The organism is Novosphingobium meiothermophilum, assembly GCF_003171715.1.
GTDB classification, from domain to species: domain Bacteria; phylum Pseudomonadota; class Alphaproteobacteria; order Sphingomonadales; family Sphingomonadaceae; genus Novosphingobium; species Novosphingobium meiothermophilum.
The window spans coordinates 82,031-101,440 of record NZ_QGHL01000005.1; the positions used below are offsets into that span (position 1 = coordinate 82,031).

A 19,410-nucleotide genomic window follows, 5' to 3' on the forward strand; every position below is an offset into this window, starting at 1 on the left:
CGCTGTGCCGTAAGAGAGGATATGAGCATCGTGGTGAACAGGCGCGGCGTTCTGGCAGGCGCGGCGGCAAGCGCCGTGGCGGCCGTCGTGCCGCCGCGCGTGGCGGCTGCGGTCTATTACCCCAACGAGCAGCACCGCCGCGTGCTGGAACTGGCAAAGGAACAGGTCGAACGGCATCGCGCTTCGCTGTGGCGCACCGACATTGTCGGAATTGCCGATTTCGCCATGCCGTCCTCGCTTCCCCGCTTTCACTTCGCCAATCTGGAACGAGGCGAAGTGCGCTCGTTCCTCGTCGCGCACGGGCGCGGGTCCGATCCGGAACATGACGGGTTCCTCAAGACCTTCTCGAACGAGGTCGGAAGCCTTGCCACCTCGCGCGGGGCCTATGTCACTTACGAGTGGTATAACGGCAAGTATGGCACCTCGATCCGTCTGGGCGGCCTCTCGCCCGACAATTCGAACGTGCTGGACCGGGCGATCGTGCTGCACCCGGCATGGTATGCCGCGCCTGCGATGCTGGCCAAATGGGGCAAGCTCGGCCGGTCAGACGGCTGCTTCGCCATGAGCGAGGCCGATTTCAACGAAGCGCTCTGGCACCTTTCGGGCGGAAGGCTGATCTACGCGGACCGGCTGGGACTGGGTTGAACCAGCCGCGCGCGGGTCCGGCCGGGGCAGGCGCCGCCCCTTGGTGCGGCTGGTGAGATGCCAGCAGAAGCAGCGCTCGCAGCGATAGGGATGCAGCACAAGCCCCGTGCGCAAGCCTGCCGAGGCGGCGGCCGCCTCGGCTTCCTCGCGCGCCTTGTATCGGACCTTGCGCCGGCACACGCTCAGCCGCGTGCGCATGTCAGAGCGGATTGTCGAGCTTGATGATTTCCTCGTCGCTCTTGCGCTGGCTGGTATGCAGCGCGCGCGGCTGGGCGAAGCTGGCCAGCACCGGGGCATCGCGCTTGTAGATGTCGGGGAACGAGCGCAGCGTGCCGTTCACATCCGTGGCCACGGTGAAATAGGTGATATAGACCGGGAAGGTCTTGGTCATCGGCACCTTGGTATATTCGCGCGAGGTGTGTGCGGCCACGGCATCGTCCGGCGTCATCCCCGCGCCAAGGATACCCATGGTCATCGCCAGTTCGACCGCACCTTCCACCCGGATGCAACCGTGGCTGAGCGCGCGCACTGGCTGGCTGAAGGCGGCCTTGCTGGGCGTATCGTGCAGAAAGATCGCGTGCTCGTTGGGCATGTCGAGCTTCATGCGGCCAAGCGAATTGTTGTCGCCGGGCTGCTGCACCACATAGATCGTGCCGTCGGCGGCCTTCGTCACCTTGTAGCCTTCGCGCTCGGCCTGCTTGGGATTGTTGACCAGACGCGCACCCAACCCCTCGCCCACCACGATCGATTGCGGCACGGTCCATGTGGGGTTGAAGATCACGCCCTGAACCGTTTCGGCAAGCTGCGGCGTGGCAGTGCGGCCGGGCTTGCCGACAACCACCCGGTAGCTCTTGATGATCTTGTTGCGCACCGTCAGCCGGAGCATCTGTTCGGGCACGTTGGTGAGCAGATACTGCGTGCCCAGATCGCGCGCCAGCCAGCGCCAGCGGTCCATGTTGGCACGGATCAGCGCGGCCTGCTGCGGCGTCTGCGCCTTGGGCAGGGCAGCTTTCAGCGCGGCATAATCGGGGTGCGTGGGCAGCAGCGCATCAAGCGCGCCCTTGATGTCATGCTTTTCCAGCGCGGATGCGATGATGAGGTTGGTCGGGTTCACATCCTGGTCGGGATCGACCGCGAACCACTGGACACGCGCCGTCATCGGCGTGCGTCCATCGCGCAGATCCTCGATCAGCCAGCCGAAAAGGCGCGTGGCCATCGAGTCGAGTTCGGGGCCTTCGCCCTTTGCAATGGCAGCCGAAAGGGCCTCAGGCTCATAGTCCTTTGGGAAAAGCCCTTCGCGCCCGATTCCCTTGATCGCGGCCAGCAGCGCCTGCGCATCGGCCTGCGTCCAGTGCGGCAAGGGCGCCGGTTCGAAAGCTTCGGGCGGCGCGGCAACCGGCGCCTGCGGTGCGGGCGCGACGGTAGGAACGGGAGCGGGCGCAGGCTGGACCTGCCGGGTCAGATCGACGGGCGCGGCATTCTGCGCACCTGCGGCAGAAGGCAGAGCTGCCAGCACCAGCGCCAGCGCACTGCCATGCACAGCCGCCAGCCGCGCCTTGCCCCAAGGCTTGTTCATAGCGATGCAACCCGCAACCTTCACCCGCTTCACCTCGTTTGCCTGCCGCGCCGGACGGCGCAGATGCGTCCTGCCCGATGCACGGCGCACGATCAAGCACGCTGGCTTGCTGAAGGCTGAATCGGCTTCGCGAACAAGCGCGCACAAAGGCGGTTTCACCTGCGCCCGCCTTTGCCTATGGCACCGGCCATGCCCACCGGTCCTTCGCCCGCCCTGCGTGCCCTGCTCGTGCCGATCGCGGCGGCAATGGCAGGCCTTGCGCTGTTTTCGGTCATGGACGGGGTGATGAAGGCCGCCTCCATCGCCATTGGCGCCTATGCCGCGATGTGCTGGCGCGGGCTGGCGGGCACGATCATCATGGCGCCGCTATGGCTGTGGCGCGGACAGGGCTGGCCCGCGCCTGCCGTGCTCAGGGTGCATGTGCTGCGCGGCGTGGTCGCCTCGGTCATGGCGGTGCTGTTCTTCTACGGCATTGTGCGGCTGCCCCTTGCGGAAGGCATCGCGCTCTCGTTCATCGCGCCGCTGATCGCGCTTTATCTTGCCGCCATCCTGCTGGGCGAGAAGGTGCGCCCGGCGGCCATCGGCGGATCGGTGCTGGCGCTGCTGGGCGTGGCCGTCATCGCAGGCGGAAAGTTCGATGGACCGGCCAATGCCGAAGCCGTGAAGGGCCTTGTCGCCACACTTGTCTCGGCGGTGCTCTATGCGTGGAACCTCGTCTTGCAACGCCAGCAGGCACTTGTCGCGCGGCCCGAAGAAGTGGCCTTTTTCCAGACGCTCGTGCAGTTCCTGTTCCTTGGTCTTGGCGCGTGGTGGTTCGCGCCCTTCCCCGATGCCGCAGTCTGGTGGCTGCTGATCGTCTCGGCGGCGCTTTCGGCCGCCTCGATCATGCTGCTGAGCTGGGCCTATGGCCGGGCCGAAGCGCAAGTGCTGGTCCCGCTGGAATATACGGCATTCATCTGGGCGGCCATCGTGGGCTGGATTGCCTTTGCCGAACCGGTCACGGTGCCCATGCTTGCCGGAGTCGCCCTTATCGTCGCGGGCTGTCTCTACGCCACCCGGTCGAGCGCAGGGCAGAGCGGCTGATCCTTCACGGCGTGATTGCAGCGCACCTTGTTGCAATTGAAAATCAATACGTGCGGTTCCGCGCCAAATAGTGCTGCAAGCGCGAAAAATGGGGCGTTCCCGCCCTTGACGCGTCGGCGCTTTGCGCGCATCGGGCACGGGCTTTCTGGCCGTAATCCGCCACGCCGCCACGGGGCCGCCACCGGCGCACCCCGCATGCGATTCCCCGCGTGGCACCATTCAGCAACGGCCGCGACAGGAGGGAAGACGCACAGCCATGACCCAGGTCGGACAGGATACACTCGGCACCCGCAGCACGATGACCGTGGGCGGCAAGGAGTTTGCCTACTACTCGCTCAACAAGGCCGCCGAGAAGCTGGGCGACATTTCGCGCCTTCCCTTCTCGATGAAGGTGCTGCTGGAAAACCTCCTGCGTTTCGAGGACGGCGGTTTCACCGTCTCGACCGACGATGTGAAGGCGGTGATCGACTGGCAGAAGAACCCCGCCGAATCGACCAACGAGATCCAGTATCGCCCTGCCCGCGTGCTGCTTCAGGATTTCACCGGCGTGCCCTGCGTGGTCGATCTGGCCGCCATGCGCGATGCCATTGCCAAGCTGGGCGGCGATACCTCGCGCATCAATCCGCTGGTTCCCGTGAACCTCGTGATCGACCACTCGGTGATGGTCGATGAGTTCGGCCATCCCAAGGCATTCGAAGAAAACATGGAAATCGAATACCAGCGCAACATGGAGCGCTACGATTTCCTCAAGTGGGGTTCGAAGAGCCTCAACAACTTCTATGCCGTGCCGCCGGGCACCGGCATCTGCCACCAGGTCAACCTTGAACACATCGCGCAAGCCGTGTGGACCAGCACCGACCAGAACGGCCAGACCGTGGCCTATCCCGATACCTGCGTCGGCACAGACAGCCACACCACCATGATCAATGGCCTTGGCGTGCTGGGCTGGGGCGTGGGCGGGATCGAGGCCGAAGCCGCGATGCTCGGCCAGCCGGTCTCGATGCTCATTCCCGAAGTGGTCGGCTTCAAGCTCTATGGCGAACTGAAGGAAGGCGTCACCGCCACCGATCTCGTGCTGACCGCCACCAACATGCTGAGGAAGCATGGCGTGGTCGGCCGCTTCGTCGAATACTATGGTCCCGGCCTTGCCTCGCTCTCGCTGGCTGATCGCGCGACGCTGGCCAACATGGCCCCCGAATACGGCGCTACCTGCGGCTTCTTCGGCATCGATGAAAAGACGCTCGATTACCTGCGCCTGACGGGGCGCGACGAGGCGCAGATCGCGCTGGTCGAAGCCTATGCCAAGGAACAGGGCTTCTGGATCGATCCGGCGGTCGAGCCGGTCTTCTCCTCGACCCTCGAACTCGATCTCGGCACCGTCGTGCCCTCGCTCGCCGGCCCCAAGCGTCCGCAGGACCGCGTCTCGCTGCCCGATGTGGACGACGTGTTCAACGCCGACATGGTGAACGTCTACAAGAAGGCGCAGACCCGCGTTCCGGTCGAAGGCAAGGACTTCGACATCGGCGACGGCGACGTGACCATCGCGGCGATCACCTCGTGCACCAATACCTCGAACCCCGGCGTGCTGGTGGCCGCAGGTCTGGTTGCCAAGAAGGCCAATGAACTGGGCCTCAAGCCCAAGCCCTGGGTCAAGACCTCGCTGGCCCCCGGCTCGCAGGTCGTCACCGACTACCTCGTCAAGGCAGGTCTTCAGGAACACCTCGATGCGGTGGGCTTCAACCTTGTCGGCTATGGCTGCACCACCTGCATCGGCAACTCCGGCCCGCTGGCCGAACCGATCAGCAAGGCGATCAACGACAACGGCCTGGTGGCTGCGGCCGTGATTTCCGGCAACCGCAACTTCGAGGGCCGCGTCTCGCCCGACGTGCGCGCCAACTTCCTCGCCTCGCCGCCGCTGGTTGTCGCCTACGCGCTCAAGGGCACGGTGATCGAAGACTTCACCACCACGCCCATCGGCAAGAGCAAGGACGGCACGGACGTCTATCTCAAGGACATCTGGCCCACCAACAGCGAAGTCGCCAGCACGATGGCGGGCTGCATGGACCGCGCCATGTTCCAGTCGCGCTATGCCGATGTCTACAAGGGCGATGCGCACTGGCAGGCGATCAACGTCACGGGTTCGGAAACCTACCAGTGGCGCGCCGGATCGACCTATGTCGCCAACCCGCCCTACTTCGAGGGCATGACCATGACCCCGGCCCCGGTGAGCGACATCATCGAGGCCAAGCCGCTGCTGATCCTCGGCGATTCGATCACCACCGACCACATCAGCCCGGCCGGTTCGATCAAGGCCGACAGCCCGGCGGGCAAGTGGCTGATGGAGCATCAGGTCTCGAAGGAAGACTTCAACTCCTATGGCGCGCGGCGCGGCCATCATGAAGTGATGATGCGCGGCACCTTTGCCAATATCCGCATCCGCAACGAGATGGTCCCCGGCATCGAAGGCGGCTTCTCGCGCTACGGCGACGAAGTCGGCGCGGTCTATGACGTGGCGATGAAGCACAAGGCCGATGGCACGCCGATGGTCGTCATCGCGGGCAAGGAATACGGCACCGGCTCCAGCCGCGACTGGGCAGCCAAGGGCACCAACCTGCTGGGCGTGCGCGCCGTCATCGTCGAAAGCTTCGAGCGCATCCACCGCTCGAACCTCGTCGGCATGGGTGTGCTTCCGCTCCAGTTCAAGGATGGCGAGAACCGCAACACGCTGGGCCTGACGGGTGATGATACCTTCACCATCGAAGGCGTCGCCAGCCTCAAGCCGCGTCAGGACGTGACCGTGAAGGTCACGCGCAAGGATGGCTCCAGCTTCACCTTCACCGCGCTGTGCCGCATCGATACCGCCAACGAAGTGGAATACTTCATGAATGGCGGCATCCTGCACTATGTGCTGCGCAAGCTCGCCTCGTAAGCGGCAGGTTCAGGCCAGACAGAAGAGGGCGCGGCGGACTTCGGTCCCCGCGCCCTTCTCTTTGCCCTCAGGAGGCGTTCAGGCGCTTGCGCCGCAGCCATTGCACTGTGGATCGCGCGCAATGCGCATCGTGCGCAGCGAAGGCCTGAGACCGTCCAGAACGTGAAGCTGTCCCCACTGGGGATCGCCCAGCGCGGCAGCGCCCTCAAGCAGCACCCGCATGGCCGCCATGGCTCCGAAGGCGCCAACCATGCCCACCATTGCGCCCAGCACGCCAAGGTCGGCACAGGTATCGCAATCCTCGGCATCGAAGGCATCGCCCACGAAGCAGCGATAGCAGGCATGCCCTTCGCGGTGCCCGGCAAAGTTGGCCACCTGCCCCTGAAAACGGCCCAGCGCCGCGCTGGTGAGTGCAACCCCCGCCTTCACGCAGGCATCCGAAACCGCAAGCCTCGTGGCGAAGTTGTCCGAACCGTCGAGCACCACATCGGCCCCGGCGATCAGCGCCGCGGCATTCTCGCGGGTGATGCGCAGCACGTGGGCAGTCACATGCAGCGCCGGGTCGAATGCCTGCACCCACGCCGCCGCCGCTTCGGCCTTGGGCTTGCCGATGTCGGCCTCGGTATAGATCGTCTGGCGCTGGAGGTTGCTCGCCTCGACCGCATCGTCATCGATCAGCGTCAGCCGCCCCACACCCGCGCCCGCGAGGTATTGCAGGGCCGGACTGCCGATGCCGCCCATGCCCACCAGCACCACATGCGATGCCGCAAGCCGGGCCTGCCCCACGGCGCCCACTTCGGGCAGGACGATATGGCGGGCGAAGCGGTTCAGGCGGTCGGGCGTCATGCGACGCAGTTAGGCACGAACGCGCGAAAATGCGAGGGCCAAGACCCTCGCACAGGGACGTATCAGTCTTCCAACTGGCGCAGCAGCGTGCGCACGTCGCCGTCCATGTCGGCATCGCGGGCGCGCAGTTCCTCGATCAGGCGCACGGCGTGGATCACGGTGGAGTGATCGCGCCCGCCGAACTTGCGGCCGATTTCGGGGTAGGAGCGCGGGGTCAGCACCTTGGCCAGATACATCGCCACCTGCCGAGGACGCACGACCGCGCGGGCACGGCGCTTCGATGCCATCTCGGTGCGGTCGACACGGTAGAACTGGCAGACCGTGCGCTGGATCTCGTCGATCGTGATGCGACGGCGGTTGGCCGAAAGGATATCGGTAAGCTGTTCCTCGGCCAGTTGCAGCGAAACCGGCTGGCCGGTGAGCTGGGCATAGGCAATCAGCTTGTTGAGGCCGCCCACCAGTTCGCGCACGTTGCGGTTGATGGTGCGGGCCAGAAACTCGATGACGTCAGCGGGCACCTGCGTATTGCCGAAACGGGCCAGCCGATGCTCAAGGATCTTGCGGCGCAGTTCGATGTCGGCAGGCTGGATATCGGCCACCAGCCCCATCGACAGGCGCGAAAGCAGGCGCTGCTCCACCCCGTCGAGCGCCTGAGGTGCGCGGTCGGCCGCCACGACCAGCCGCTTGCCCGCGCTCATCAGCGCATCGATCGTGTGGAGAAACTCCTCTTGCGTCGATGCCTTGCCGATGATGAACTGGATGTCGTCCACCAGCAGCATGTCGAAACCGCGCAGGCGCGCCTTGAACTCGATCATCTCGTTCGAGCGCATGGCCTGAACGAACTCGATCATGAAGCGTTCGGCCGAGCAGTAGAAAATGCGCGCACCGGGCTTGTTGGCGGCAAAGGCATGGCCGATGGCATGAAGCAGGTGGGTCTTGCCCTGGCCAGTCGCGCCCTTGAGATAGAGCGGCGAGAATTGCGGCGTTTCCAATGCCGCCATGCGCTGCGCGGCGTTGACGGCCAGCACGTTGGCTGCGCCCGAAACGAACTCGGCAAAAGTCAGTGAAGGGTCCAGCCCCGACAGCGCGGTATCGACCATGGCCGCCCCGGCGCCAAGATGGCCGGGCATCTGCCCCTGCCCGTGGCTGGCTGCACGGGCCGGAACAGAGGCCTGTCCGCCAACGCGCAGTTCCGGCATGGACCGGCGGCGCGGGTGAACCGTGATGCGCACCTGCCGCACTTCGGAGCGCGCGATCTTCCAGGCAAGGCTCAGGCGGTCGGCGAAACGGTCCGCCACCCAGTTGGCCGAAAACTCGGTCGGCAGGAACAGGTCCAGCGTGCCGGTTTCCTTGCAGAACGAGCCAAGCTGGATCGGCTTGATCCACTGCGCGTGAAGCTGCGATCCGAGATCCTTCTTCAGCCCCTGGCTGATGTCGGCCCAGTCGGCTGCCAGATCCAGCGCTTCCTGGTCCTCGATCATGGTGCTGTCACGTCCCTTCCTGCCTGCCGAACCGCGTTCCGTGCCGAGCGGGGTTGCCCCGGCCTTCGGGCCAGACATTCCCCCCGCGAAATCGTCCATCCTCACGCTTCGCTGCCCCGTTTACCCATGCTCGTGCCCCCTCCCGGCGCAAGAGCAAACCTGTCCTGCCCCGCCGCGCATTGCGCGGCAGACCCTGATGAAAAATTGTCCGTTAGCACCGCCGGGCAGTGATTCTCGCCCCCGGTCCACCCTGTCTATTGGCGCATGCCCCCATCGCGCAAGCGGGAGAGCCGCAAAAAAAATGAAATAAATCCCCTTGACTCATCCGAACCCGCACAATTGCATCAAATATCTGAATCAAAAGGATTTATTCGGGAGATGCCTTTGCCGGTCGCGCGAATCGCGAAGATTCCGTGACTTGCTGCGACTGCACAATGTAACACTTGCCCGCCACTTGGCTGTCACTTCACGGACATGAAAAAGGCCGACGTGAAACACGTCGGCCATGTTCCATTTTTGTGCCCCGGCCTGCGTGCTCGACCTCAGTATCTTTTCGGATCGAGGTCTGTCGGGAAGCAGGGCGATTCGCCGTGGCCGATTCGCCCGGCAGGCGGATCAGAGAGCGGCGACGCGCTTCGACAGGCGCGACATCTTGCGCGCCACGGTGTTCTTGTGCAGCACCCCGCGGGCAACACCGCGCGCCAGTTCGGGCTGCGCTGCCTTCAGCGCTTCCGCAGCAGCCGCCTTGTCGCCGCCAGCCAGCGCGGCTTCGACCTTCTTGACGAAAGTGCGGATGCGCGAAAGGCGGTTGCCGTTGATTTCGGCACGGCGTTCATTGCGACGGATGCGCTTGCGGGCTTGCGGCGTGTTGGCCATGGTTTTCCTGTTTCTCGTCCTCTGGCGGACGCACGGGGCGGCCGCATGAAATGCGTGTGATGACGGGAAGTCCCGTCGGAAAGCGCGGCCCTTAGCGGTGACGCGCCAAATCGTCAACAGATTCGGCGCTCTGCCCGGTGCCCTGCCGCTGCTGCATTGGCGCTGATGCTCAGCCGAGCGGGCGCAGTTCCACCCGCAGTCCGTCGCGCGGCTTGGGGATGGGCCATGCTTGCCACTTCGGTTCCGGTCCCGGCTGCATCGTGATCTCGAACCGGGTCAGGATGTGATTGGCCAGCAGCTTGACCTGCATATAGGCAAAATGCAGCCCCAGACACATGTGCGCGCCGCCACCAAAGGGCACCCACGCATACTTGTGCCGGGCGGCGATCTTGTCGGGCGTGAAGCGCATCGGATCAAATCTTTCGGGCGCATCCCAGTGCGCCGGATCGGCATGCGCGGCCGCCGGGCTGATGCCGATCGGCGTGCCCGCCGGGATATGAAAGCCGCCAAACGTGAAATCACGCAGGGCGCGACGCGGCATGTTGGGCACCGGCGGCATGAAGCGCAGCGCTTCCTTGAAGGCCATCTCGGTCAGTTCCATCCGGCCCAGATCCTCATAGGCCAGCGGCAGGCCGTCCCCGCCGGTCACGGCGCGGGCTTCGGCACGCAGGCGCTCCTGCCAGTCGGGGTTCTTCGCCAGTTGCCAGAACAGCACGGTAGCGGAAGAGGTGATCGTATCGTGCGCGGCCATCATCAGGAAGATCATGTGATCGACCACCACGTCTTCGGGCAGGAGGGTGCCGTCATCGCGGGTCGCGAGCGCGAACTGGCTGAACATGTCCTGCCCCGGATTGGCGCGCCGCTCGCGCACGAGCCGCCCGAAGTATTCCACCATCAGCCGCCGCCCCGCCACGCCCTTGCCCATCTTGGTGAAGGGCAGGGGCTTGCGCACCACGCCGACCGATGCCTGCACCATGTCGACAAAGGCGCGGTTCAGCCGGTCCGCTTCAGGCCCCAGCGGCAGGCCCAGAAAGCTGGCCGCCGCCGTATCGAGCGTGAGCGCCTTGATCGCATCGTAGAAGCGCATCGGCCCGCCCCAGCGCGTCATGGCTTCGGCAATGCCGGTATTGAGCACGCCGCAATAGGCACGCATCGGTTCGGGCTTGAAGGCAATGGACAGCGCGCGCCGGTCCATGCGGTGCGCCTCGAAGTCCATCAGCATCAGCCCGCGCGGGAACAGCAGGTTAAGCACCGGTCCCCAGCCCTGTTCGCTGGAAAACAGCCTGTCCCGGTCGAACAGCACCAGTTCGTTGGCTTCCACGCCGATCAGGTTGACCCCGCGGCGCCCGAAACTGCGCGTGCGATAGACCGGGCCATAAGTTTCGACCATGCGCTTCTGGAAGCCGAGCGGGTCTGCCAGCTGCATCAGCGTGGTGCCCAGCACCGGCCAGCCATCCTCGCCGGGAATGTGATCGAGCTTGCGGTCATCATCCAGCCGCACCCAGTGCGGGTTGGCGCTTTCGGTGTGCAGATTGGTGCCGGTTGCGGGCGCAAGACTGGCCATGGTGTCTCCCGGTAAAGCTGGTTTAACCGGTCAATTAACACACCTGTCAGCAGTGGCCAAGCGGGTTGTTGCCGCGCACGTTGCGCCGTTTCAGATCCAGCCCGCCAGTTCCCGACGCACCAGCGTTTCCAGCAGGGCCATGCCCTGCGCGCGATCGTTGAGGCAGGTCAGCGCGGCAAAATGCGTCCCGCCTGCTGCCTCGAAGTCCTCCTTGCCGCGAATGGCAAGCTCTTCCAGAGTCTCAAGGCAATCCGCCGAAAAGCCGGGTGCGGCAACGACAAGGCGTCTGATGCCCTTGCCGGCTTCCTCCACCAGCACGGTATCGGTGGCCGGTTCCAGCCACTTGGCCCGGCCGAAACGCGACTGGAACGTGGTTTCCAGCCGCAGGCCGGGATGGCTTTCGGCGAACCTTTCGGCCAGCAGGCGCGAGGTCTTGCGGCAGTGGCAATGATAGGGATCGCCCAGCAGCAAGGTGCGTTCGGGCATTCCATGATAGCTGAGCAGCAGCACTTCAGGCGCGAAATCGAGCGCAGCCATCTGCTGCGAGAGATCGGCGTGGAGCGCGCCGATATAGGCCGGATCGTCATGATAGGGCGGCAGCGTGCGCAGCGCGGGCAGGCGGCGGCGCGCCTTGATCCAGTCGGCCAGCGCATCCAGCGCCGATGCGGTGGTGGCGCCCGAATAGTGCGGATAGAGGGGAGCAACGAGAATGCGCTCGCACCCGGCGGCGAGCAGCGCGTCCAGTTCCTTGTCCATTGCCGGAGACTGATAGCGCATGGCGTGCCGCACGATGGCCGCGTCTCCCAGCCGCGCCTGAAGGGCGGCTGCCTGCGCCTTGGTGATGGCCGCCAGCGGCGATCCGTCATCGCTCCACACCTGCGAATAGGCGTGGGCGGATTTCTTGGGGCGCGTGTTGAGGATGATGCCCCGCAGGATCGGCTGCCAGATCAGCTTCGGGATTTCCACCACGCGAGGATCGGACAGGAACTGCTTGAGATAGCGCTTCACCGAATCCACATCGGGCGCATCAGGCGTGCCAAGGTTGACGACGAGGACGCCGACCTTGCCGGTAAGCACGCGAGGATGATCGGCGGGGCGTTCCATTGCGATCCTTGGAATGCAGGCTCTAGAGGCCGTCGGAAATGAGAGGCAGGCGGCGCAGGCGCACGCCAGTAGCGGAAAACAGGGCGTTGGCAATGGCCGGGGCCACCGCAACCATTCCCAGCTCGCCGGGGTCGAACGGGTCTGCGTTGCTGTCGGCAAAGGCAATATCAACCTTGGGGCAATCGGCAAGCAGGGGAAGGCCCAATTGGGACAATCTTCCTGCCAGCGGCCGCCCTCTGGCATAGCCGCTCGCCGCGCCCACGGCATGGGCCAGCCCGAACATCAGCCCACCCTCGATCTGCTGGCGGGCAATGTCCATGTTAACGATCCGGCCGATATCGACATGCGCGCTCAGGCGCTCCACCCGCACCACGCCGGCTTCGCTGCGCGCGGTGGCGACCACCGCGATAAGGCCGCGGGCCACCGCTCCGCCGCCGGTCGGCAGGGCCATGTGATGGCAGGCGATGCCTTGCCCGGACGCTTCGATCCCGCCCCCCCATTGCGCCAGCCGCCCTGCCCCTTGCAGGCAGGCCACCATGCGCGGATCGCCCTCCAGCATGGCGACACGGAACGACAGCGGCTCGCGCCCGGCAAGTTCGGCCAGCTCGTCGATGAAACATTCGTTGAAGAAGGCGGTATAGCCATGCGCACCGCCGCGCAGGCGCGCTGTGGGCTGTCCGATCGCCACCGGGACATGGTCCACCGCCATTTCCGGAATGCGATAGGGCGGCATCGCGCCCTCGCAGGCCATGGGATCGGGCTTGTCCTGAAGGTCCAGCGCCTGCTTCACGCCCCAGCCATCAAGCAGGCGCGCACCCGCCTCTATCGCGGTGGCAGGAAGCGCCAGCCGCGCCCGCCAGCCCAGCACGCGCGCCTTGTCGGGGCTGAGCGCACCGTCGAGCCGCGCCGAAAGCGGGGTCCGCGCAATGCCCGCCAGAGACTCCTGCCAGCGCGAATAGGTAAGCTGCACGGGCTTGCCGAGAACCTTGCAGATCGTGGCGACTTCTGCCGCGATGCGGGTATCGAGCCGCGCATCGAAACTGCCGCCCGCGTGCAGGGGATAGACGATCACATCCCCGCGCGAAACGCCTGCGGCCCGCGCCGCCGCCCGCCGCGCACGTTCGGGGGCTTGCGTGGCGATCCACAGCTCCAGCTTGCCATGCCGCATCTGCGCGGTGGCACTGGCGGGTTCAAGCGGCGCGTGAAACGCGGCCTCCGCATCATAGCGCACCGAAAGCGCCGGCATTTCCAGCAGCGCATCGGGATTGCCCTCTGCCATGAGCCGCACCGCATCGCCCTGTCCGAGCGCCTTGTCGAGCGCGACGAGCACCTTCTCGCTCTCGGCAATCGGGCCATCGGCCCGGAAACGCGGCTCCATGGCGCGCAGGGCCTTGTCGGCAGCATGCCAGGTGGTGGCCGCCACCGCCAGCCAGCGCTTTGCCCGCACCACGCCAACCAGCCCGCGCACTCCGGCCGCTTCGTGCTTGTCATAGCCCGAAAGCACGCTTGCACCCTGCGGACCGTGGGCAATGGCGGCGTGGACCATGCCGGGCAGCCGCACGTCGGCGGCAAAGGTAAAGCTGCCATCGACCTTGGCCGGAAGATCAAGCCGCGCCCGGCGCGGCGGTGCGCCATCAGGATACTGCCCCGGCGCCTCGCGCGGGGGATCGGCGCGCAGCACCGGCACCGATGGCGGATCGTATTGCACCGCATCGTCAAGAAGATCGGCAAACGACAGGCGCTTGCGCTCGTGAATCACGAAGCCGTCCTTCGTGTCGCATTCTTCCCAGCCCACATCCCAGCGCGCGGCGGCGGCCTGCGCCATCATTGCCCGCAAGGCCGCGCCCGCCTCGCGCAGCGGTGCCTCAAAGGCGGCCAGCGCGGTTCCTTCGGCGGTTATCATCATCGGCCCGCGCTCGGCGTGAAGCCGGGCAAGCAGACCGTCGGCATCTTCGCCCAGACTGGTGAATACCGGCATCCACAGCGAAGCCCAGCGCGCCGAAAGCACCGGATCGGCATAGGCCGGGCTGATCGGGGCGGCTTCCACCGCCACGCGCCGCCAGTCTGCCCCCGCCTCGTCGGCCACGATTTGTGCGAACAGGGAAGTCACGCCCTGCCCCATCTCGCATAGCGGGACGGCCACCGTCAGGATGCAATCCCTTGCCCTGCCTGTGCCGGTCCTGACCCGCGCCACCTTGAGAAAGGCATCGACGACATGTTCATCCCGGCCCGCCTGCAAGGGCACCGGATGGCGGCGCGGCAGCAGCGGGAAGGCGATGAGCAGCGCGCCGCCCACCCCAGCCCCCACCAGCAGGCCCCGCCGCGTGAAGCGCATCAGCGCTTTCCGTCAAGCCAGGCCAGCACGCCGCGCGCGATGGCAAGAAACGCCTCGGCCTGCGGACCGTCACCGGCGGCAGGCGGATTGCCCGCATCGCTCTCGCGCCGGATGGTCAGATCGAGCGGCACCCGTCCCAGAAAGGGCAGGCCCATCGTCTTTGCCGCCGCTTCGGCTCCGCCCACGCCGAAGGGATCGCTCTCCTCGCCGCAGTGCGGGCAGATGTAACCGGCCATGTTCTCGACCATGCCGATCAGCGGCACCTGTCCCTGTTCCAGCAGGCCGATGGCGCGCGTGGCGTCCATCAGCGCCAGATCCTGCGGGGTGGAAACGATCACCGCGCCCGCCGGCTTGTGCTTCTGAAGCATGGTAAGCTGCACATCACCCGTGCCCGGCGGCAAATCGACCACGAGGATTTCCGCATCACCCCAGTGCGCGTCGATCAACTGGCCCAGCGCATTGCCTGCCATCGGCCCACGCCAGGCAATCGCCTGTCCCGGCTGGACCAGATGCCCCATCGACAGCATCGGCACCCCATAGGGCGATGGCACCGGGTGCATCTTGTTGCCTTCGGCTTCGGGACGGCGGCCTTCGGTCATCAGCAGGCGCGGCTGCGAGGGCCCGTAGATATCGGCATCGACCAGCCCGACCTTGCGTCCCAGGCGCGCCATGGCCACGGCAAGGTTGGCCGACAGCGTCGATTTGCCGACCCCGCCCTTGCCCGATCCCACCGCGATGATGGCGCGGGCCTTGCGCTCGGCCGTCATGCCCAGCCGCAGATCGGCGACACCGGCCAGCCGCGCCGCATCGCGCACCGCCATTTCCAGCTTGTCGCGCGCCAGCCGGTCCAGCCCGCCCACATCCAGCATGACGGTCGCCACGCCCTCGGCCAGCCTGACCGACTGGAGCCGGTCTCCCGCCACTTTGCCTAGCGCTTCGTGCAGCGCCCCCTGTTCGATGCTCACACCATGATCCCTGTGCGGATGTTTCCAGTCCGGGCGCAAAGACGCGCCACGCTTCCTCCCGCCCCTAGCAGATGGATTTTCGGGAATGGACACTGTTTTTTGTGCGCAGGCTTCCTATAACAGGCCCATGACAGACTTGGGCGGACCAATCGCGCGCTTTGGCCGGAAGAACGGCCTCTTGATGAACGGCCTTTCGGTGATCGGCCTTGCCATGGCAGGAAAGAAAAGCCCGTGGGGGTCGGGAGGCGGCTCGCCCGCCAGCGGGGATGGCGCCAACGGCGACGAAGGTGATGGCACCAAGACTCCGCCCGGCGGCACCGATGGTCCGCGCAATCCGTGGCTGCCTCCGCAGTCGGGCAATGGCGGCAGGGCCGGTCCCGGCGAACGCCGCACCACCAACATCGAAGACATTTTCCGCGCCCGCAAGGGCGGCGGCGGTGGCGGCGGCAGAGGGCCGCAGATGCCGCGTCTGCCGCAGATGCCCGATGGCCGTTCGTGGGGGCCGCTTATCGCGCTGGTGATCGTGGCGCTGTGGCTGGCAACCTCGATGGTGCACCGCATCGCGCCGCAGGAAAAGGGCGTGGTGACAACTTTCGGCTCCTATTCGCGCACGCTGGATCCGGGCATGGCCTTCACGCTGCCCTGGCCGATCCAGACGGTAACGGTCGAGGATGTCACCTCGATCCGCCGCGAATCGATCCCCGAAGGCGATGGCGAGAAGCTGATGCTGACGGGGGACCAGAACCTCGTCGACCTGACCTATCTGGTCCGCTGGAACATCAAGGATCTCAAGCTCTACATGTTTCAGCTTGCCGATCCCGACCAGACCGTGCGCGAAGTGGCAGAGGCCGCGATGCGCCAGTCCATCGCCGAAGTGAAGCTGAACGACGCGATGGGTTCGGGCCGCGCCCAGATCGAACAGAACGTGCGCGACCGGATGCAGCGCGTGCTCGACGCCTATCGTTCAGGCGTGCTGATCCAGGGCGTCGACATCAAGAAGACCGACCCTCCGGCCAAGGTCGTCGATGCCTTCAAGGAAGTGCTCGCCGCCCAGCAGGACGCGCAGAGCGAAATCAACCGGGCGCAGGCATGGGCGCAGCAGCTCACCGCCCGCGCGCAGGGCGAGGCAACCGCCTTCGAAAAGGTTTACGAGCAGTATCGCCTTGCTCCTGAAGTGACTCGCCGCCGCATGTATTACGAAACCATGGAACGCGTGCTCAGCCAGACCGACAAGGTCATCGTCGAGGCACCCGGCGTGCAGTCCTATCTGCCGCTGCCCGAAATGAAGCGCACCCAGAAGACCGCTGACGAAGGGGCACGCTGAGATGAACGCGATCCAGACCCTGTGGGAACAGCACAAGGCTGCGCTGGCAGCGGCATTCGTGGCGCTGCTTGTCATTGCAAGCTGCTTTACCGTGGTTGACGAGAAGACGCAGGCCGTGGTCGTCCGGCTTGGCGAACCCAACCGCGTCATCAACAAGTTCCGCCCCGATGTCGATTTCGGCAAGACGGGTGCGGGAATCGTATGGCGCATTCCGTTCATGGAACAGGTCGTGGAGGTTGACCGGCGCATCCTCGATCTCGACATGGAACGCCAGCAGGTGCTTTCGGCTGACCAGCGCCGCCTTGAAGTGGACGCCTTCGCGCGCTTCCGCGTGATCGACCCTGTGCGCATGGTCCAGACCGCAGGCACCACCACCCGCGTGGCCGAACAGCTTCAGCCCATCCTCAACTCGGCCCTGCGGCAGGAACTGGGCAAGCGCAGCTTCGCCTCGCTGCTGACGGCCGACCGTGGGCGCGCGATGGAGGAAATCCGCAGCAGCCTTGATCGCGAGGCGCGCGAATACGGCGCGCAGATCATCGACGTTCGGATCAAGCGCGCCGACCTTCCCGAAGGCACACCGCTCGATTCGGCCTTTACCCGCATGGCCACCGCCCGCCAGCAGGAAGCCGCAACCCTGCGCGCACAGGGGCAGAAGCAGGCGCAGATCATCCGCGCCACCGCTGAAGCCACCGCCGCCAAGACCTATGCCGACAGTTTCGGCAAGGACCCTGCCTTCTACGATTTCTACCGCGCCATGCAGAGCTACGACGCCACGTTCGCGCAGAAGGGATCGAGCACGGCGGTCGTCCTCTCGCCCGATAACGAATATCTCAAGCAGTTCAGGGGCAAGAAGCCGTGATCGCGGCAGAACGAGTGATGCGGCCCGTGCTCCGGTGCGAAGCGGCGCGGACCTGAACAACGCGGAACTTCGCCATTCAAAGTCCGTTCATCGCCCAAGGGGTGAATCGGCAGGGAAACAGACCATGCGCGGCACCACCCTTGGCGGTGCCGTTCGAGACAAAGAGGACCAGGCCACGTGAGATACGCTTATGGTGTGACTTCGGCGCTGCTGCTTGCAGGCAGCGCACTGACCCTGGTGACAGGATTTCCGGCGGGCGCGCAGGTTGCCCAGAACGAGCAGTCCGAGATGCGCACCGTGGTGCCGCGAGCGGGCGCTCCGGCAAGCTTTGCCGATCTGACCCATCAGCTCCAGCCCGCGGTGGTCAACATCTCGACCCGCCAGCGCGTGAAGGTGCAGAGCAACAACCCCTTTGCCGGCACCCCGTTTGCCGATCTGTTCGGCGGCGGTGGCGGCCCGCAGACGCGCGAAGCGCAGTCGCTGGGTTCGGGCTTCATCATCTCGGCCGATGGCTATGTCGTGACCAACAACCACGTCATCACCGCCGATGGACAGGGACAGGTCGAATCGATCACCGTGACCATGGCCGACGGCACGGAATATCCCGCCCGCCTGATCGGCAAGGACGCCGCGTCCGACCTTGCCGTGCTCAAGATCAGCGGGTCCAAGCCCTTTCCCTTCGTCAAGTTCGGCGATTCGCGGCAGGCCCGCGTGGGTGACTGGGTCATCGCCATCGGCAATCCCTTCGGCCTTGGCGGCACGGTGACGCAGGGCATCATTTCGGCGGTCTATCGCAATACCGGCTCCGGCTCGGCCTATGACCGCTATCTCCAGACCGACGCTTCGATCAACCGCGGCAATTCGGGCGGGCCGATGTTCGACATGGCGGGCAACGTCATCGGCATCAACAACGCCATCTTCTCGCCCACGGGCGGGTCGGTAGGCATCGGCTTTGCCATCCCCGCCGAGATCGCCGCGCCCATCGTGGAAAAGCTGCGCGCAGGTCAGGCGATCGATCGCGGCTATCTGGGCGTGCGCATTCAGGCCCTGTCGGATGATCTTGCCGCATCGCTTGGCCTGCCCAAGAAGCGCGGCGAGTTCATTCAGGCGGTCGAACCCGGCCAGGCCGCAGCCAAGGCAGGGATTCAGGCAGGCGACGTGGTGGTCAAGGTCGATGGCAAGGACGTCACGCCCGATCAGACCCTGTCGTTCATCGTGGCCAATACCGCACCGGGCAAGCGCATTCCGGTGGAACTGCTGCGTAACGGGCAGCGCATCACGGTGCAGGCCGTGGTCGGCAAGCGCCCCAGCGAAGAAGAACTGGCCCAGCAGAGCTTCGATCCCGATGCCCAGCAGGACGACGACAGCTTCGGCGCGCCGAAGCAGCAGCAAGGCCCCGGCGTGCTGGAGAACAGCCTCGGCGTCGTCGCCATCCCGCTCACGCCCCAGATCGCGCGCCAGCTTGGCGTCAGCGAGGACACCAGGGGCGTGGTGATCTCGGCGGTCAGCGCATCGTCCGATGCCGCCGCCAAGGGCCTGCAACGCGGCGACATCGTGCTTTCGGCCAACTACACCAACGTGACCTCGGTGGCCGAGTTCGAAAGGATCGTGCGCGCGGCCAAGGCCGACGGGCGCGAGGCCGTTCTGCTGCGGATCCAGCGCCGCGGCCAGCCGCCGATCTACACCCCCGTGCGCATCCGCTGACGCGGCCTGCACCCGCTGATGATAAGCAAAGGGCCGCTCCATCCGGGGCGGCCCTTTCTTGTTGGATGCAGCGCCTTGGGTGGTGGCGAGCGCTGATCTCTGGCTGAATCCGCCCCGAT

Annotated in this window: 14 protein-coding genes; 6 read left to right on the forward strand and 8 right to left on the reverse strand. The window is 65.7% G+C overall.

What is annotated here, in order from left to right; all coding sequences use genetic code 11:
* The first annotated feature begins 21 nt into the window (after positions 1–21).
* The gene (locus DKM43_RS03655) at positions 22–645 is read left to right on the forward strand and encodes a murein L,D-transpeptidase catalytic domain-containing protein (protein ID WP_109797146.1); all 624 of its coding nucleotides are present in this window, start codon (positions 22–24) and stop codon (positions 643–645) included.
* A gap of 199 nt (positions 646–844) precedes the next feature.
* Here the strand turns inward: DKM43_RS03655 and DKM43_RS03665 are convergent, their stop codons facing one another.
* Positions 845–2,221 (reverse strand): L,D-transpeptidase family protein, encoded by a 1,377-nt coding sequence (locus DKM43_RS03665; protein WP_109797236.1) that lies wholly within the window; start codon positions 2,219–2,221, stop codon positions 845–847.
* Positions 2,222–2,410: 189 nt separating this feature from the next.
* Between DKM43_RS03665 and DKM43_RS03670 the strand changes: the two genes are divergently transcribed.
* A complete protein-coding gene (locus DKM43_RS03670; protein ID WP_236632361.1) occupies positions 2,411–3,304 on the forward strand; it encodes a DMT family transporter in 894 nt (297 codons plus the stop codon).
* A 256-nt stretch (positions 3,305–3,560) separates the two neighbouring features.
* Entirely contained in the window at positions 3,561–6,233 is a 2,673-nt protein-coding gene (gene acnA / locus DKM43_RS03675) for an aconitate hydratase AcnA (protein ID WP_109797147.1), read from the forward strand.
* A gap of 78 nt (positions 6,234–6,311) precedes the next feature.
* On the opposite strand, the gene DKM43_RS03680 is transcribed toward acnA, so the two are convergent.
* The 7 genes from DKM43_RS03680 to DKM43_RS03710 form a co-directional block, all read right to left on the reverse strand.
* Positions 6,312–7,079, reverse strand: coding sequence for a HesA/MoeB/ThiF family protein (locus DKM43_RS03680; RefSeq protein ID WP_109797148.1), 768 nt, complete (start codon positions 7,077–7,079; stop codon positions 6,312–6,314).
* Positions 7,080–7,141: 62 nt separating this feature from the next.
* Positions 7,142–8,560, reverse strand: a complete 1,419-nt coding sequence (gene dnaA / locus DKM43_RS03685) for a chromosomal replication initiator protein DnaA (RefSeq protein WP_201739772.1) — start codon at positions 8,558–8,560, stop codon at positions 7,142–7,144.
* 615 nt (positions 8,561–9,175) lie between these two features.
* Entirely contained in the window at positions 9,176–9,436 is a 261-nt protein-coding gene (gene rpsT / locus DKM43_RS03690) for a 30S ribosomal protein S20 (RefSeq protein ID WP_109797150.1), read from the reverse strand.
* Positions 9,437–9,605: 169 nt separating this feature from the next.
* A complete protein-coding gene (locus DKM43_RS03695; protein WP_109797151.1) occupies positions 9,606–11,000 on the reverse strand; it encodes a cytochrome P450 in 1,395 nt (464 codons plus the stop codon).
* Positions 11,001–11,090: 90 nt separating this feature from the next.
* Positions 11,091–12,104: a ferrochelatase gene (hemH, locus tag DKM43_RS03700; RefSeq protein WP_109797152.1), complete on the reverse strand. Its 1,014-nt coding sequence runs from the start codon at positions 12,102–12,104 to the stop codon at positions 11,091–11,093.
* A 22-nt stretch (positions 12,105–12,126) separates the two neighbouring features.
* Entirely contained in the window at positions 12,127–14,439 is a 2,313-nt protein-coding gene (locus DKM43_RS03705) for a molybdopterin cofactor-binding domain-containing protein (protein WP_109797153.1), read from the reverse strand.
* A complete protein-coding gene (locus tag DKM43_RS03710) occupies positions 14,439–15,206 on the reverse strand; it encodes an Mrp/NBP35 family ATP-binding protein (RefSeq protein WP_236632375.1) in 768 nt (255 codons plus the stop codon). Before DKM43_RS03710 ends, DKM43_RS03705 begins: the two co-directional genes overlap by 1 nt.
* Positions 15,207–15,585: 379 nt before the next feature.
* Between DKM43_RS03710 and hflK the strand changes: the two genes are divergently transcribed.
* The 3 genes from hflK to DKM43_RS03725 all read left to right on the forward strand — a co-directional run bounded on the left by hflK (position 15,586) and on the right by DKM43_RS03725 (position 19,291).
* Complete coding sequence (gene hflK / locus DKM43_RS03715; RefSeq protein WP_407938478.1) at positions 15,586–16,728, forward strand: FtsH protease activity modulator HflK; 1,143 nt, start codon at positions 15,586–15,588, stop codon at positions 16,726–16,728.
* 1 nt (position 16,729) lies between these two features.
* Positions 16,730–17,587: a protease modulator HflC gene (gene hflC, locus DKM43_RS03720; protein WP_109797154.1), complete on the forward strand. Its 858-nt coding sequence runs from the start codon at positions 16,730–16,732 to the stop codon at positions 17,585–17,587.
* 177 nt (positions 17,588–17,764) lie between these two features.
* Positions 17,765–19,291, forward strand: coding sequence for a Do family serine endopeptidase (locus tag DKM43_RS03725; protein WP_201739769.1), 1,527 nt, complete (start codon positions 17,765–17,767; stop codon positions 19,289–19,291).
* Positions 19,292–19,410 lie beyond the last annotated feature (119 nt).

Excerpts from the sequence above, each read along its gene's own strand:
- DKM43_RS03670 (WP_236632361.1), top strand. The coding sequence starts at position 2,411 with ATGCCCACCGGTCCTTCGCCCGCCCTGCGTGCCCTGCTCGTGCCGATC.
- dnaA (WP_201739772.1), bottom strand. The coding sequence starts at position 8,560 with ATGATCGAGGACCAGGAAGCGCTGGATCTGGCAGCCGACTGGGCCGAC.
- rpsT (WP_109797150.1), bottom strand. The coding sequence starts at position 9,436 with ATGGCCAACACGCCGCAAGCCCGCAAGCGCATCCGTCGCAATGAACGC.
- DKM43_RS03710 (WP_236632375.1), bottom strand. The coding sequence starts at position 15,206 with ATGACGGCCGAGCGCAAGGCCCGCGCCATCATCGCGGTGGGATCGGGC.
- hflC (WP_109797154.1), top strand. The coding sequence starts at position 16,730 with ATGAACGCGATCCAGACCCTGTGGGAACAGCACAAGGCTGCGCTGGCA.
- hemH (WP_109797152.1), bottom strand. The coding sequence starts at position 12,104 with ATGGAACGCCCCGCCGATCATCCTCGCGTGCTTACCGGCAAGGTCGGC.
- DKM43_RS03665 (WP_109797236.1), bottom strand. The coding sequence starts at position 2,221 with ATGAACAAGCCTTGGGGCAAGGCGCGGCTGGCGGCTGTGCATGGCAGT.
- DKM43_RS03705 (WP_109797153.1), bottom strand. The coding sequence starts at position 14,439 with ATGCGCTTCACGCGGCGGGGCCTGCTGGTGGGGGCTGGGGTGGGCGGC.
- hflK (WP_407938478.1), top strand. The coding sequence starts at position 15,586 with ATGAACGGCCTTTCGGTGATCGGCCTTGCCATGGCAGGAAAGAAAAGC.
- DKM43_RS03655 (WP_109797146.1), top strand. The coding sequence starts at position 22 with ATGAGCATCGTGGTGAACAGGCGCGGCGTTCTGGCAGGCGCGGCGGCA.
- DKM43_RS03680 (WP_109797148.1), bottom strand. The coding sequence starts at position 7,079 with ATGACGCCCGACCGCCTGAACCGCTTCGCCCGCCATATCGTCCTGCCC.
- acnA (WP_109797147.1), top strand. The coding sequence starts at position 3,561 with ATGACCCAGGTCGGACAGGATACACTCGGCACCCGCAGCACGATGACC.
- DKM43_RS03695 (WP_109797151.1), bottom strand. The coding sequence starts at position 11,000 with ATGGCCAGTCTTGCGCCCGCAACCGGCACCAATCTGCACACCGAAAGC.